We start from the raw sequence: 14,847 nt of genomic DNA on the forward strand, positions 1-14,847 counted from the left end.
CGCAAAAAAGCCCCGAAAGGGGCTTTTTTATGCCGCCTGAACCTCAGAGCAGCGGCGGGAGCGGAATTTCCATGCCGTTCACATCGACCATCAAATCCTTCATGACCCCTTGCATCACCAGCTGGTCGCCGTCCTGAATCAGCAGACCCTGCTTGACCAGGGGAGCCAGCTGCAGCCGCACTTCCGGGTATTTCTCCGCCAGTGCCGACGGCACGCTCAGGTTCATTTCGCCCGTCAACCTCTGCATCACCATCAGCATCCCGGCCTTGTCTTCGGCACTGAGTTCAGGGTGGCGAATCATCGCGTGGCCGGTCACCGCGCCCTCTGGCGTGCTCAGGCTCAGTGCGGGAAAGCCGACCGAGAAACCGGCAGCCGCCAGGTCCCGCAACGCCTTGTTCACCTGTTCCATCGCCGCTAACTGCCGCTCCGGCTCAGGCCCGCCACTGGGGCCGGCCTGCACCACCATGCTCTGCAGGTCGGACATGCCTTCGGTCAGGGAACTCCAACTGGCCACATCCAGGCCTTCCAGTGCAAACTCGACCCGATGCGGACCATACCCCCGATCAGCCCGCACGATCTCCTCCAGCTCAATGGTCACCGTCGAATCGATCCGGGTCCGATCAGGATTGGCCTCGGTGGTGGTGGTCATGCTGAAATCCCGGAAATTCACAGGCTCATCGGCCTCAGGGGTTACCACCATCGATCCGACATCAAGTTCGCCGGCGCCGGTCCAGACGTCCCCGACCAGGTGCTCCATATTCTGTTCGAGATGGATGTCAGCAATGCGAATATCCACTTCGGGGCCGGACAGGCTCAGGGCCGGCCAGACCATCAGGGCCTCCGCCCGGGAACCGGCATCACTGATTTCAACCCGGGCCAGCCCGCCGCTGGTGCTCAGAGACTCGCCGGTGGTGTCATTGGTCATGGTCATGGTGGGCGCTTCGAGCTCGACCGTTGCCGTACCCCAGAGACGGGTTTCCAGAGTCAGGCGGGGCTGGGACTCCGGGAACCAGTCGGTGCCCTCCGGCGACCAGCCGCCCACCGGCTGGAAATCCAGCAGACTGCCGGTGACCCCATGACTCACCCGGGCCCGATAATCGAAATGATGGGACTCTCCGGTGTCCGGGTTCTGCACGACGAGTGATCCGGTCAGCTCCGACCCCAGCACACCGCGACGGTAATCTCCGGTTTCCATCCGCACGAAAGGCTGGGACCGGTTCACCTCCTGGGTCGCCTGCTGCCACTGCTGCTCAGTGACAAAGCCAACGATCCAGGGCATGGCCCCTGCCACAACCAGCACCGAGGCGCCGGCAATCATCCATTTTTTCTGCAAGAAATCTCTCCGTCTCAGGGTTTGCCGGTCAGCCGCTCGAGCAACACCAGTTGCGACGCCAGTCGTTCTTCGCCCTCGCCAGGCTGCTTCTTAACATAGCTGCCATCCGACTGCAGCACCCAGGACTGGCAATTATCCGCGAGATAGGTGTCGAGGTCTTCGCGCACGCGCGCCACCAGTGCCGGGTCTTCGATGGGGAAGGCGGTTTCCACCCGGCTGAGCAGATTGCGCTCCATGCCATCGGCACTGGAACAGTAGACATCGGGGCGTCCGTTGTTACCAAAATAATACACCCGGGTGTGTTCCAGGAACCGCCCAACGATCGAACGCACCCGGATGTTGTCAGACAGCCCGGGCACTTCCGGCCTCAGGCAGCAAATACCCCGGATGATCAGGTCAATCTTCACACCGGCCTGGGAGGCGCGGTACAGGGCCTTGATCATTTGTGGCTCGGTCAGGGCATTGAACTTGAAGATGATCCGGCCCTTGTCCCCGAACCCGGCCTCACGGTCGATCAGGCTCAGCAATCGGGTGTGCAGGGTAAACGGCGCGTGAAACAGCTTCTTGATCTTCAGGGCCTTGCCCATACCGGTCAACTGCTGGAACAGCTTGTTGACGTCGTCGCCAATGGACTCATCACAGGTCATGAAACTGTAGTCGGTATACAGGCGGGCGTTGCCTGCGTGGTAGTTGCCCGTGCCCAGATGCACGTAACGGCGCAAACGCCCCTCCTCGCGACGGACGATGAGAATCATCTTGGCGTGGGTCTTGTAGCCAACCACACCGTACACCACGATGACCCCGGCCTCCTGCAGACGGCTGGCCAGCTCCAGGTTCTCCGCCTCGCTGAACCGGGCCCGCAACTCGATCACCGCGGTTACTTCCTTGCCGCGCCGGGCGGCATCCGCCAGGGCCTCAACAATTTCGGAGTCAGCGCCGGTCCGGTACAGGGTCTGGCGAATGGCCAGCACCTGGGGGTCCTTGGCGGCCTGGCGCAACAGATCCACCACCGGACTGAAGTTTTCATAGGGGTGAAGCAACAGGATCGGCCGCTTGCGAATGCTGTCGAACATCGAATCCTTGCTGCGAATCTGCTTCGGAATCGCCGGCGAGAACCCGGAATAGGTCAGATCCGGCCGGTCCACCAGGCCACCGACCGCCATCAGCCGGGTCAGGTTGACCGGACCATGCACCTGATAGAGGTCCCGCTCCGTCAGGCCAAACTCGGTCAGCAGGAACTGCGTCAGTTCCTCGGGGCAATTATCCGCCACCTCCAGCCGGACCCCGTCACCAAACCGGCGACTCAGCAGCTCACCCCGCAGGGCCGACGCCAGGTCTTCGAGGTCGTCCTCCAATTCCAGGTCCGCATTTCTCGTCAGGCGGAACTGGTAACAGCCCTTCACCTCCATGCCCGGGAATAGCTCGTCGGCGTGGGCGTGAATCATTGACGACAGGAACACCAGATTGTCACCGCCGTTACAGACCTCATCGGGCAAACGCACCAGGCGGGGCAAAGACCGCGGTGCCGGTACGATGGCCATGCCGGTTTCACGGCCAAAGGCGTCTTTGCCGTCGAGCTCGACAATGAAATTCAGGCTCTTGTTGACCAGACGAGGGAACGGATGGGAGGGGTCCAGTCCGATCGGGCTGACCACCGGCAGGATTTCCTCCTCGAAATAATTGCGGACCCACTCGGCCTGAGCCGGTGTCCACTCCCGGCGGCGGACAAAGTGAATATTCTCCCGCTCCATTTCCGGAATCAGGACATTATTGAGGATGTCATACTGCTCGTGGATATATTCGTGCGCGACCCGGCTGATTTCCGCCAACACCTGCTCGGGCATCATGCCGTCGGAACCCACGGTTTCACGCCCGTACTTCATCTGCTGGCGCAGACCGGCCACGCGGATTTCAAAGAACTCGTCCATGTTGCTGCTGAAAATGCAGCAGAAGATCAAACGGTTGATCAGCGGGTGGGTGGTATCCAGAGCCTGCTGGAGAACCCGGTAATTGAACTGCAGCTGACTGATTTCCCGGTTAAAGTAGTTCTCGCTGGCATCGAGATTGATGCCGTCATCGACCGCAGGCACATCCATGGGTGCGGGCACGCTCTGGCCGCTGTCCGACTTGTGTTGCTTTGCCGTTTCCGTCGTCATAATCCCTCAACTCCAGTTGGGTGCATGGCCGGCCTCCGGCCCGCCATGCTGTCGTATCGCTCGCCGGCTCAGCCCCGCTGATCACGCATCAGCCGCGCCGCACGCACTGCAAAATAGGTCAGGATGCCATCGGCCCCGGCCCGGCGCATGGCCATCAGGCTCTCCATCATCACCGCATCGCCATCCAGCCAGCCGTTCTTGGCCGCCGCCATGTGCATGGCGTACTCGCCACTGACCTGATACACAAAGGTGGGCACCCGCAGCTCCGTTTTCACCCGGTGCACAATATCCAGGTAGGGCATGCCCGGCTTGATCATCACCATGTCAGCCCCCTCGGCCAGATCCATCGCCACCTCGTGCAGCGCTTCGTCAGAATTGGCCGGGTCCATCTGGTAGGTCGACTTGTTGCCCTTGCCCAGGTTGCCCGCAGAGCCGACCGCGTCCCGGAACGGTCCGTAGTAGCTTGAGGCATATTTGGCAGAATAAGCCAGAATCCGGGTATTAACATGCCCGGCGGACTCCAGCGCCTCCCGGATGGCGGCAACACGGCCGTCCATCATGTCCGACGGCGCCACCACATCCGCACCCGCATCGGCGTGTGAAAGCGCCTGATTGACGAGCGCCTCCACGGTGACGTCGTTCAGTACGTAGCCCTCGTTATCAATGATCCCGTCCTGTCCATGGGTGGTAAACGGATCCAGCGCTACGTCGGTAATCACCCCCAGTTCCGGGTAGGCCTTTTTCAGGGCGCGAACCGCCCGCTGGGCCAGGCCATCGGAGTCCCAGGCGCCGGAGCCGGACAGGTTTTTCTTGTCCGCCGCCACCACCGGAAACAGGGCAATCGCCGGAATACCGAGGTCCACAAGCTCTGCCGCCTGCTCCACCAGCAGATCCACGCTCAACCGCTCCACCCCGGGCATCGACGGTACCGATTCCCGCTGACCTTCGCCTTCGAGGACAAACACCGGATAAATCAGGTTGTCCGGCGCCAACTGGTTTTCCCGCACCAGGCGACGGGAAAAATCACTCGCCCGGTTACGACGCAGACGAGTGGCGGGGAAAACACGGGGGGTCGGACTCGGCACGGATTACCTCCTGATTGGCATGACCGGAAATTCGATGACAGACGACAACGTCGGGTCGACGCTCTTCGCCCCATCATACACGGCCTCGGCCGACGGTTGCAGATCCCGCATCAGGTTAGGGGCCGGGTGTGACAAAGCGGTTACCGGACCGAATCCAGCGCCCGGGCCCGAACCCGTTCCATTTCATTGAAATGCTGGTTACGCAGGCGTTCAACGGCGGCCTCCCGCTCCGGTCCGGCCAGACCCGATGCCATCAGGGTCTCCCGTTCCTGAGAGTACGCCTGCCAGCGTCGGGCCCAGTCTTGCTGCTCCTGTTCCAGCGCTTTTAGACGTTCAGCGGATTCGGTACCAAAGGCCTGCTCCCGCCATGCCCGGAGTGCTGCCGGGTCGTCGGCCAGCTGCTGACGCACCCGCTCGTAATCGGTAAAGCGGCGAGTTTCCCGCCGCGCCTTCCGCAGGGGCTCCGGCAGCGCGGCTTCAGCTTGCTCCAGCGCGGCCTTTCGTTGCTGTTCGGTCAGCTCCGAGTCGCGGGTTATTTGCAGCTTCTGAACCTGGAAACGGTCGATAGCTTCGTCCTGGGCGAAAAACGCGTCCGCCGTGGCACTGTCGAGCCAGGTCCGCCTCAGGGCATGGATTTCCTCCATACGCCGCTGCATTTCCAACCCACCCGCAGAGCCCCCGTAGCCGGCTTCCAGGTCGGATACCGCCAGCTTGTAGTCAAGGTAGGCGCCCAGGGTATCCAGGGCCTGGCCCCGGGCAGGCTCATCCAGAACCGCAAGGCTCCGTTTGATGCGCGCAACCAGTTGCGACAGGGGTTCCTCACCAAGGGCCGACAGGTAGTACTCGAACATCTGGCGCAGCGCGAGGGTCGGAATCAGATCACCAAAGGCATCGACCCTCGCCCACCCGGTTGGAACGGAAGTCCCGACCAACGAGGCGGGCATCTGTTCCGGCACCAAAACCTCCTGGCTCCGCCCCACCAGTTCCGACGGAGTTGCCGGTTCCGCCGCCAGCGGGGCCACACGACCGGTCAGTACCGACGGTGGTTCCGAATTGACGGTGTCCTCTGGCTTCCGGTTATCCGGTCCGGGCCAGAGCCACAGGGCTGCGGCCAGACCGATCATGGCAAGCGGCACGTAAACAAGGGGGCGGGCAAGGGCTATCATGGTCAGGGGCAGTCCGTGTTTCCCGGGAATTGACGACCGTACCGGTTCCACTCCGGACACGATGGGTTGCACGAGCATAAACCAGGACGACCAGCCCTGTTGAGAACGGCGTCAAAAACAGGCCGGGATGGATCGACCCGGCCTGTCCTGACAAGCATCAAAGGGAGCGGTTATTGAAACCCACGTCCACCTTGCGGGGAGAGTCGGACCGGAAGAAGGTATCAACCTCGTGAATCTTTCCGCCCTGGCTCAGATAGGCTTCGATGTCTGCCTGCAGCTGGGCACGAACCCGCGCACGGCCGGCAATGGTATGGCTGTCGTCACTGTCGCCGCCCCAGTTTCCGGACGACTCCAGATTGCTTTCGTCGAATTCACTCATGATATTGTCTCCCATCAACGAAAACAGATGGTCGAGTGCCGGCAGCCTTCACAGGGCAACTACACTCAGTCTCGACGAACTGCCGACTGGGGGCATCGTCTTGGCGTCTTTATAATCCGGTTTTTATGACGGCGCTATTTCCCAGCAACGACTTTTTTGTAGCTTTTTGTAACAAAAAATAAGTTGCTGATTTTATATGACAAAATGGATCACCATTAGGACCCTCGCAAATTGACTAAAAGAATGAATAATGATTCACTACTTGTAGGGAGCCGGTATGGCTTATCGTGAAACAGAGAAGATGCGCCAACGTAAGGCCGAGGCGCGACAACGCATCATCGACTGCACCTACGAATGCGTTGCCAAGGGTGGTTTCCGGAGCGCACGGATCACCCGGATAGCGGGCCTCGCCGGCGTCGCAACCGGCACCATCTATCGGCACTTCGAGTCCCGGGAAGACCTCTTCGCCGGGGTGTTTCGTCTGGCGACCCAGCGCGAAGTGGACAAGGTGGCTGAAGCACTGACAACGGACGGCGATGCTGCCGTTCGCCTGGAAACAGCCCTGAGACAGTTCGCCGAACGCGCCTTGCGAGGCCCGATGATGGCTTGGTCGCTGATTGCCGAGCCGGTAGACCCCAAGGTCGAAGAGGAACGGCTGAAATACCGAAAGGCTTACGCAAGCCTTTTTGAAACAGCGATCCGCGATGGCATCGAAGAGGGGTGCATCCCGGATCAGGATGCCCGCCAGAGCAGCACCTGCCTCGTGGGCGCCATTGCGGAGAGTCTCGTCGGCCCGTTGTCTCCAACTCAGGCCGGAACGGATCCCGCAGCGAAAACTGACAACAACGATCAGCTGGTCGACACCATCATTCGCTTTTGCATGCAGGGGTTGACCGGCGCCAGGAGATAGCCATGAACGCACGGCAGCCCCACCCCGAGCCCGCCTCCAGCAACACTGAAGACTGCTATCTGGCCACCACTCACGAGGTGGTCAACCAACCCCCGGCACTCGAAGACTACAACCTTTTCGACCAGGACACTGCCCTGCAAGAGGCGGCCAAGCGCGAAGGCGCAGACTGGGCAGGGGCTGAACTGAAGCGTTTTGGCGCACTGGCGGGCGCGGCCGACACCATCGATCTGGGCTTCCGGGCCAATACCAACAAGCCGGTATTCAACAGCCATGACCGGTTCGGACATCGCATCGACGACGTGGATTTCCATCCCGCCTATCACCAACTGATGGGGATCGCCATGGAGAACGGGCTGCACAGCAGTCCCTGGACCCATCCGGGCACGGGTGCCCACGTCGCCCGGGCTGCCAAGTACTACATGCACTCCCAGGTCGAGGCGGCCCATTGCTGCCCGATCACCATGACCTTTGCCGCCATCCCTTCGATCCGGAAACAGCCGGACCTGGCCCGGGACTGGGAACAGCGGATCCTGGCCAACGCCTACGACCGTCGCAACCTGCCCGATGGCCAGAAAACCTCGGTGACGATTGGCATGGCCATGACCGAGAAACAGGGCGGCAGCGACGTTCGCGCCAACAGCACCAGAGCCTACCCGGTCGGCGTCGAGGGTCCCGGGCAGGCCTACGAACTGGTCGGTCACAAGTGGTTTGTCTCGGCCCCCATGTGCGATGCCTTCCTGGTGCTGGCCCAGTCCCAAGGCGGCCTGTCCTGTTTCCTGATGCCACGCTGGCGACCAGACGGCAGCAAGAATCCGTGGCAGGTACAGCGCCTCAAGAACAAGATGGGCAACGTGGCCAACGCCTCCAGCGAAGCCGAACTGCGCGGCGCGCTGGCCTGGATGGTCGGCGAGGAGGGCCGGGGCGTCCCCACCATCATCGAAATGGTGGCCATGACCCGATTTGACTGCATGATCGGCAGTTCGGCGGGCATGCGCCAGGCCGTTGCCCAGGCCACCCATCACTGCCGGCATCGCAGTGCATTTGGCAATCGCCTGATCGAACAACCTCTGATGCAGAATGTGCTGGCCGATCTTGCCCTGGAAAGCGAGGGGGCACTGGCCTACACCATGCGCATTGGCCGCGCACTGGACAGTCAGGATCAGGAGCATGAGCGCCTGCTGGCCCGCCTGGCAACCCCGGTGGGCAAATACTGGATCTGTAAGCGGACACCGAATCACGCCTACGAAGCCATGGAGTGCATTGGCGGCAGCGGCGTCATGGAAGACTGCATCATGCCCAGGCTGTTCCGGGAATCACCGGTTAACGCAATCTGGGAAGGCAGCGGCAATGTCCAGTGCCTGGACACCCTGCGTGCCCTGCAGAAAGAACCCGAAACCCTGGACGCCTTCTTCCGGGAAACAGCGCTGGCCCGGGGTGCCGACGCTCGTTTTGACCGTTTCCTGGCGCAGTTGCAGAACGACTTTGCCGACATCAGTGACTTCCAGTACCGGGCGCGAAATCTGGTGGATCGCATGGCCCTGGCCTTACAGGCCGCCCTGCTGTTGCAGCATTCAGACCCGGCCGTCGCGGACGCGTTTTGCGCCACCCGACTGGAATCCGGCGGCGGCCTGAACTATGGCAACCTGCCCTCGGGCACCGATGCCACCGCCATTATCAAACGGGCAACACCTGTAGTAGGCTAGTGCGATCCTTTCCTGAACACGGATCGCTATGTCTGAAGCCCTGCGAAAACTGCTGAGCCAACCGGGCTCGCAACCGGTGATCACGCCCCACGTGGGCGTTCTCACCCTGCACTTCCAGCTTTACGGCTGCGAGGACCTCAAGGCCAAACGCAAGGCCTTTACCGCCCTGCGCGCGGTCTGGGGCCGAGAGCCCGACCTGGCCGTTGCCGAAACCGCGGATCAGGACGCCCTTGATTGTGCGACCTGGACCATCGCCGCGCTCGGAACCTCCTCCCAGCAGATCACCCAGCGCCTCGACCAGGTTGAAAAAGCCATCGAGGAACGGGTGGATGCTGCCATACTGGATATACACCGGGAGATTCTCTGACCCGTGACATGCACTGGAATGGGACCTTATGGCGTAACGTCTTTTCACGCCGTATACTACGCCCCCTCAGGGATGCCAGTGCGCCTGCCAGCTGCAGGCGACCAGTTATAAACGCCGGATTGACACTCTGGCCATATCCGTCGGGCATCCGGAACCGGCCCTGCGGATGACCACTGATCACGTGTGGTACCTATGACCGGAAAGAAAAAATCCGCCCAGGCCTCGGTTGAGGCCATGTATCGCGTGTTTACGGTGCCTGAGGCCCCGGAATCCACGCTGAGCCGGATCGACCAGAACATCTCTTCCAATCTTGCAGGTTTCCTGCAGGAGCATATCGTCGCGGTTGAACGGGACCTATCGGACGTCGAGAAAGATTTCTCCGACTACGCCATCCCGGAAAAGCCCGTGTTCGTATCCGAGCAGGCCCAGTTTCTCCTTGATAAGCTGGTGGCGAATTCCGTTCATACCGCTTCCCCGGCCTTCATCGGACACATGACCTCGGCACTGCCGTATTTCATGCTGCCCCTGTCCAAGATCATGATCGCGCTGAACCAGAATCTGGTGAAGACCGAGACGTCCAAGGCGTTCACCCCCATGGAACGGCAGGTCCTGGGCATGATTCACCGGCTGGTGTACGAGGAGGATGGCGCCTTCTACCGCAAATGGATGCACAACCCCCGCTATGCCCTGGGGGCCATGTGCTCTGGCGGCACCATTGCCAACCTGACGGCGCTCTGGGTCGCCCGCAATCGCGCCTTCCCGGCCGAGGGCAGCTTCCGCGGCCTGCACCAGGAAGGCCTGTTCCGGGCCCTGAAGTACTACGGCTATGAAGGGGCGGCGATCGTGGTCTCCCGTCGGGGTCACTATTCCCTGCGCAAGGCCGCGGATGTGCTGGGCCTTGGCCGGGAATCTCTGGTGCCCGTGGATACCGACGATGAAAACCGTATCCAGACCGACGCCCTGCGCGACAAATGCCTCGAGCTGCAGCGCCAGAAGGTCAAGGTCATGGCGATCTGCGGGGTCGCCGGCACCACTGAAACCGGTAACGTCGACCCGCTCGACGGCATGGCGGACATCGCCCGGGAATTCGGCGCCCACTTCCACGTGGACGCGGCCTGGGGCGGCCCCACCCTGTTCTCACGAACCCACAAGCATCTGCTCCGTGGCATCGAAAAAGCCGATTCGGTCACCTTCGATGCTCACAAGCAGCTCTATGTGCCCATGGGTGTCGGCCTGGTGGTCTTCAAGGACCCCAGCCTGGCCAGTGCCGTCGAGCATCATGCCCAGTACATCATCCGGAAAGGTTCCCGGGACCTGGGCAGCACCACGCTGGAAGGCTCCCGCCCGGGCATGTCCATGCTGATCCATTCCGGACTGAAGATCTTGGCCCGGGAAGGCTACGAGATCCTGATTGATCAGGGCATCGAAAAGGCCAAGACGTTTGCAGGGATGATTGACGCCGAACCGGACTTTGAACTGGTCACGCGGCCGGAGCTGAACATCCTCACCTATCGCTATTGCCCGGAGAACGTCCAGCAGGCCCTGGCGCTGGCGGATCCTCTGCAGGCGGAAAAGCTCAACACCTGCCTGAACCGCATCACCAAGTTTATCCAGAAAACCCAGCGGGAACGGGGCAAGGCCTTTGTCTCACGGACCCGACTGGAACCGTCTCGCTACTATCACTTCCCGTGCATCGTTTTCCGGGTGGTATTGGCCAATCCGCTGACCACGCAGGAGATTCTGACGGACATTCTGGCTGAACAGCGGGAACTGTCAGCGGATGAAGGGATTCAGGACGAGATGCGCATTCTGCACCAGATGGCCGATGCCGTACTGAAGCAGCACCAGCCAGATGCCAGGCAGGCCTGAGGCTGGCCTGCCTGTTAAACCGCAAGGAAGCGACCTCAGTAAAGCGCCTCTTCGTCATCCAGCACTTCGTGGATGATTTCCAGGAACATGTGATCCGCCTCGCTCCAGCTTTCCGGAATCCGGATAGTGGTATTGGCGCTGATCTCACGGGCAATGATCTCGTTGGCATTCGGCTCATTGCGATGCTTGCGGGCAATTTCCATGGACTTGACGGCAATGGTCGGCTCGCTCAGGACCTTCTTGATGAACACTCGCAGCTCATCAATCGTCTTGGCCTGACGGCTCTCATTAGATGAACTCATACTTCACTCCACGGACGAATGGGTGCCAAAGGGGCGATGACGCCCCTTACCTCTGAATAGTATGACCAAACTGGCGGGCTGCAACCAGCCCGTTCGATCAGAGCAATAACCCGCGCAGGGTAAAGAACAGCATTGCGGCCATGATGGCCGAGGCCGGTACGGTGATGATCCAGGCCGCCGCGATCTTCATCAGGTGCGAGCGCTTGACCATTTCTTCCCGATAGATCTTTTTCAGGCGCTTGCGTTCGGACTTCGCCAGCGGCACCTGCTTATTCTTCTTCGCCTCTTTCAGCAGCTTTTCCATTTCCTCAACCGAGGCATTGCGGAAATCGTCCAGGAAGGGTTTCAAGCGCTCCTGCTCTTCCGGCGCATGATGTTCCATAATCTTGTGCAGCTGGGTCGCGTAGTTGGACTTCAGGTACTCCCGCAGGAAACCAACCCCGAATACCCCGCCAAGGGCGATGTGGGTGGAACTGACCGGCAGACCCAGTTGAGAGGCCAGAATAACCGTCAACGCCGCCGACAGCGCGACACAGAACGCACGGGTCTTGTCCAGTTCGGTGATTTCACTGCCCACGGTCTTGATCAGGCGCGGGCCGAACAGCATCAGGCCAACAGCGATCCCCAATGCCCCGACCATCATCACCCAAAGCGGGATACTGGCTGCCGTTACCACCCCACCGGAGGACAGGGCATCGTTAATCGCCGCCAGCGGGCCAATGGCGTTGGCAACGTCATTGGCGCCGTGGGCGAAGCTCAGCAGGGCGGCGGCAAAGATCAGCGGCCAGGTAAACAGAGTGCTTACGCCCCCGGCGCTGTTTTCCATGGTGGCCGCGCGGCGATTCACCATGGTGCGGACCAGTGCATAAACGACCGCCGCCGCGACCAGACCAATCAATGACGCCTCCAGGAAGTCGACCTTTACGACCTTTTTGACCCCCTTGATCATCAGGTAGGTTCCAAAGGCCCAGGCCATGATGGCCACCAGAAGAGGCACAAAGGTGCGCGCCGCAGGGACGACGTCCTTGCGATACAGGACCGTTTTCTTGATTGCGAACAGGAATAGCGCGGCCAGCGCACCACCAAGAACCGGTGAGATAACCCAGCTGGCGGCGATCTTGCCCATCACCGCCCAATCTGCGATGCCCCAGCCACCGGCAGCAATGCCCGCACCCAGAACACCGCCAACAATGGAGTGCGTGGTGGAGACCGGCGCACCCATCCAGGTCGCCAGGTTCAGCCACAGCGCCCCAGCCAGGAGCGCAGCGGTCATCAGCCAGACAAAGGCCTGACTGCTCTCAAGGGAGCTGGGATCAATGATGCCGCCCTTGATGGTCGACACCACGTCGCCGCCGGCAATCAGTGCGCCGCCGGCCTCGAAGATGGCGGCGATGATGATCGCGCCCCCAAGGGAGAGCGCGCCGGAGCCCACCGCTGGGCCCACGTTGTTGGCAACGTCATTGGCGCCGATGTTGATCGCCATGTAGCCGCCGATGACGGCCGCCGCCATCAGCAGCATGCTGTTGGGCATTCCCTGGCTGAAAGAACCAACGGTCAGCCATACGCCGAGAAGAAACAGCAGGCTGAATCCGACCCTGTATCGTTCCGTGGAAGGGCTGGTGAGAAGAGTATCCAGAAATCCGGTTGAACGGGCCATAACAGATTGGGTCTCGTTTGGTCTGAATGGGAAAACTGTGACAGTAACGCGCCGCAACTATAAATTTTTTGACATCAAATTGAAATAAACCGGGCATAGCTCACCCAGATCACACAATGAGTAGCCAATGGATGCATTCTTCCCGCGAGTTGCCCCATAATCCTTGGAAAAAGCGTCAAAATTATAAAAATTCCAATAAGGCTCACATGACCGACCCAACTTCATCCGGCCAACGAGCCGTCGGCGAGCGCGAGGATGCCCAGGTATCGCGGCTGATCACCTGGCTGTCGGTGATGGCCATCGCGTTCCTGATCGGCATCGGCACCAAGGCCTGGTTCGCGGGCCACGACACCCATGCCTGGGTGCTCTGGTCATTCGTTCTGGTGGTCGCCGCCAACATGGCCTGGTTTGCCCGCACCGGTGACCGGAGAGCCCAGAAGGGCGGGCTGCTCCTGGTGGTCGGCCTGCTGTTTGCCTACCTGATTGCCTCGGGCGGCGAGAGCAACACCGGACCGCTCTGGTTCTATGTCTTTCCCCCCCTCTTGTTCTATCTGACCAACCTCAAGACGGGAACCGCCGTCCTGCTGTTCTGTTACCTGATTGCTGTCATCGTCTTCCAGTTCCCCGGCATGCCGCTGGTCAGCGCGGAATACAGCACCGACTTCAAGATCCGGTTCTTTGCCACCCTGACCTTCGAATCGATTCTCTGCTTCGTGCTCGAGGCGGGCCGCCTGAAAGCCCGCAATGAACTGGTGGAAATGGCCGAGACCCATGAGCGCGCGGCCAAGACCGACGAACTCACCGGCCTCTCCAATCGTCGGGACATGCAGAACAGGTTGATTGCGGAATATTCCCGTTACCGGCGCTCGGGGCATCATTTCTCGGTTGCGCTGATCGACCTGGACCTGTTCAAGACCATCAATGACCGCTTCGGCCACGACGCCGGCGACGAGGTGCTGAGGGAGTTTTCCTCCATGGTCAAAGCCATCATTCGCCAGACGGATGTCGCGGCCCGCTGGGGTGGCGAGGAATTCCTGCTGTTGCTGCCCGACACATCGTTGCTCCAGGCACTGACCCTCGCGGAGCGATTGCGTTCGGAAGTCGCCCGGACCCCGTTCCAGTTCCGGGGAACCGATCTGCCCGTAACCATCAGCGCTGGTGTCTGCTCAATCGCCAAGGCCGGATCGATCGACGACCTGCTCAAACAAGTCGATGTCCACCTGTATAACGCCAAGGAAGCCGGTCGGAACCGTATCGCGCCCCGGGTTCGAAGCCGGGACGCGAGCACCGCCGGGACCACCTGATCTTGAGGGCTGAAATAACTGCCATTATGATCGGACGCCAACCAACTCCCGTAACCCTTAACGTGTTACCAAGCTGACAGGAAGCATAATGACAGCCATAAGCATTCTGGTGGGCAGCGTCTACGGCGGTGCCTTGCTCACTGCCCGGGAAATCAAGAAAAGTCTGGAGACCGAGGGTCATCAGGTGACCGTCCTGGAGAATCCGGTCCTTGAGGACATCACCGGAAACGAGGACGCCCTGCTGGTGTGCACATCGACCACCGGTCAGGGCGAGGTTCCCGCCAACCTGTTGACCTTCTATGTCGATCTGCGCGACCGGCTGCCCCAGCAGCCAGGCCGTCCCTTCGGCGTGATTGTCCTGGGCGACAGCTCCTACGGCGAGACTTTCTGCGGCGCGGGCGACCTGATGGAGGAAGCGCTCCTTGAAACCGCTGCCCGGAAAGTCGGCGACACCCTCCGCATCGACGCCCTGGAAACCATGGAGCCTGAAGCGGAAGCGCTGCCGTGGGTGAGGCAGTGGCTTACCCAGATATGAGCCCGGTCTGGCGAAACATCACATTCGCAACCTCTGACGCTTGAGCCGTCGCCGGTGACCGGCCATACTCGCGATTATAAC

13 protein-coding genes are annotated in these 14,847 nt (G+C 60.9%); 6 read left to right on the forward strand and 7 right to left on the reverse strand.

What is annotated here, in order from left to right; all coding sequences use genetic code 11:
- Positions 1–43 precede the first annotated feature (43 nt).
- The 5 genes from KZO34_RS08455 to KZO34_RS08475 all read right to left on the reverse strand — a co-directional run bounded on the left by KZO34_RS08455 (position 44) and on the right by KZO34_RS08475 (position 6,119).
- The gene (locus KZO34_RS08455) at positions 44–1,333 is read right to left on the reverse strand and encodes a DUF945 family protein (RefSeq protein WP_219475703.1); all 1,290 of its coding nucleotides are present in this window, start codon (positions 1,331–1,333) and stop codon (positions 44–46) included.
- A 14-nt stretch (positions 1,334–1,347) separates the two neighbouring features.
- A complete protein-coding gene (gene ppk1, locus KZO34_RS08460; RefSeq protein ID WP_219475704.1) occupies positions 1,348–3,489 on the reverse strand; it encodes a polyphosphate kinase 1 in 2,142 nt (713 codons plus the stop codon).
- A gap of 68 nt (positions 3,490–3,557) precedes the next feature.
- The gene (gene hemB / locus KZO34_RS08465; protein ID WP_219475705.1) at positions 3,558–4,574 is read right to left on the reverse strand and encodes a porphobilinogen synthase; all 1,017 of its coding nucleotides are present in this window, start codon (positions 4,572–4,574) and stop codon (positions 3,558–3,560) included.
- A 140-nt stretch (positions 4,575–4,714) separates the two neighbouring features.
- Positions 4,715–5,740: a lipase secretion chaperone gene (locus tag KZO34_RS08470; RefSeq protein WP_257900230.1), complete on the reverse strand. Its 1,026-nt coding sequence runs from the start codon at positions 5,738–5,740 to the stop codon at positions 4,715–4,717.
- A gap of 157 nt (positions 5,741–5,897) precedes the next feature.
- Positions 5,898–6,119 (reverse strand): hypothetical protein, encoded by a 222-nt coding sequence (locus KZO34_RS08475; protein WP_219475706.1) that lies wholly within the window; start codon positions 6,117–6,119, stop codon positions 5,898–5,900.
- A 277-nt stretch (positions 6,120–6,396) separates the two neighbouring features.
- On the opposite strand from KZO34_RS08475, the gene KZO34_RS08480 reads away from it, so the two are divergent.
- The 4 genes from KZO34_RS08480 (at position 6,397) to panP (ending at position 10,968) form a co-directional block, all read left to right on the forward strand.
- Entirely contained in the window at positions 6,397–7,029 is a 633-nt protein-coding gene (locus KZO34_RS08480) for a TetR/AcrR family transcriptional regulator (RefSeq protein ID WP_219475707.1), read from the forward strand.
- 2 nt (positions 7,030–7,031) lie between these two features.
- Entirely contained in the window at positions 7,032–8,732 is a 1,701-nt protein-coding gene (locus KZO34_RS08485) for an isovaleryl-CoA dehydrogenase (protein WP_219475708.1), read from the forward strand.
- A gap of 28 nt (positions 8,733–8,760) precedes the next feature.
- Positions 8,761–9,099, forward strand: coding sequence for a DUF503 domain-containing protein (locus tag KZO34_RS08490; protein WP_219475709.1), 339 nt, complete (start codon positions 8,761–8,763; stop codon positions 9,097–9,099).
- Positions 9,100–9,291: 192 nt separating this feature from the next.
- Positions 9,292–10,968: a pyridoxal-dependent aspartate 1-decarboxylase PanP gene (gene panP / locus KZO34_RS08495; RefSeq protein WP_219475710.1), complete on the forward strand. Its 1,677-nt coding sequence runs from the start codon at positions 9,292–9,294 to the stop codon at positions 10,966–10,968.
- A gap of 35 nt (positions 10,969–11,003) precedes the next feature.
- On the opposite strand, the gene KZO34_RS08500 is transcribed toward panP, so the two are convergent.
- Both KZO34_RS08500 and KZO34_RS08505 read right to left on the reverse strand, forming a co-directional pair.
- On the reverse strand, positions 11,004–11,270 hold the full coding sequence (locus KZO34_RS08500) for a hypothetical protein (RefSeq protein WP_219475713.1): 267 nt from the start codon (positions 11,268–11,270) through the stop codon (positions 11,004–11,006).
- Between the two features lie 97 nt (positions 11,271–11,367).
- The gene (locus KZO34_RS08505) at positions 11,368–12,927 is read right to left on the reverse strand and encodes an inorganic phosphate transporter (protein ID WP_219475714.1); all 1,560 of its coding nucleotides are present in this window, start codon (positions 12,925–12,927) and stop codon (positions 11,368–11,370) included.
- Positions 12,928–13,133: 206 nt separating this feature from the next.
- Here KZO34_RS08505 and KZO34_RS08510 point away from each other — a divergent pair, with 206 nt between their 5' ends.
- Together KZO34_RS08510 and KZO34_RS08515 are read left to right on the forward strand one after the other, a co-directional pair.
- A complete protein-coding gene (locus KZO34_RS08510; protein ID WP_219475716.1) occupies positions 13,134–14,231 on the forward strand; it encodes a GGDEF domain-containing protein in 1,098 nt (365 codons plus the stop codon).
- A gap of 88 nt (positions 14,232–14,319) precedes the next feature.
- Positions 14,320–14,766 (forward strand): flavodoxin, encoded by a 447-nt coding sequence (locus KZO34_RS08515; protein ID WP_219475718.1) that lies wholly within the window; start codon positions 14,320–14,322, stop codon positions 14,764–14,766.
- The last annotated feature ends 81 nt before the right edge of the window (positions 14,767–14,847 follow it).

It is taken from the genome of Marinobacter sp. F4206, assembly GCF_019392195.1.
GTDB lineage: Bacteria > Pseudomonadota > Gammaproteobacteria > Pseudomonadales > Oleiphilaceae > Marinobacter.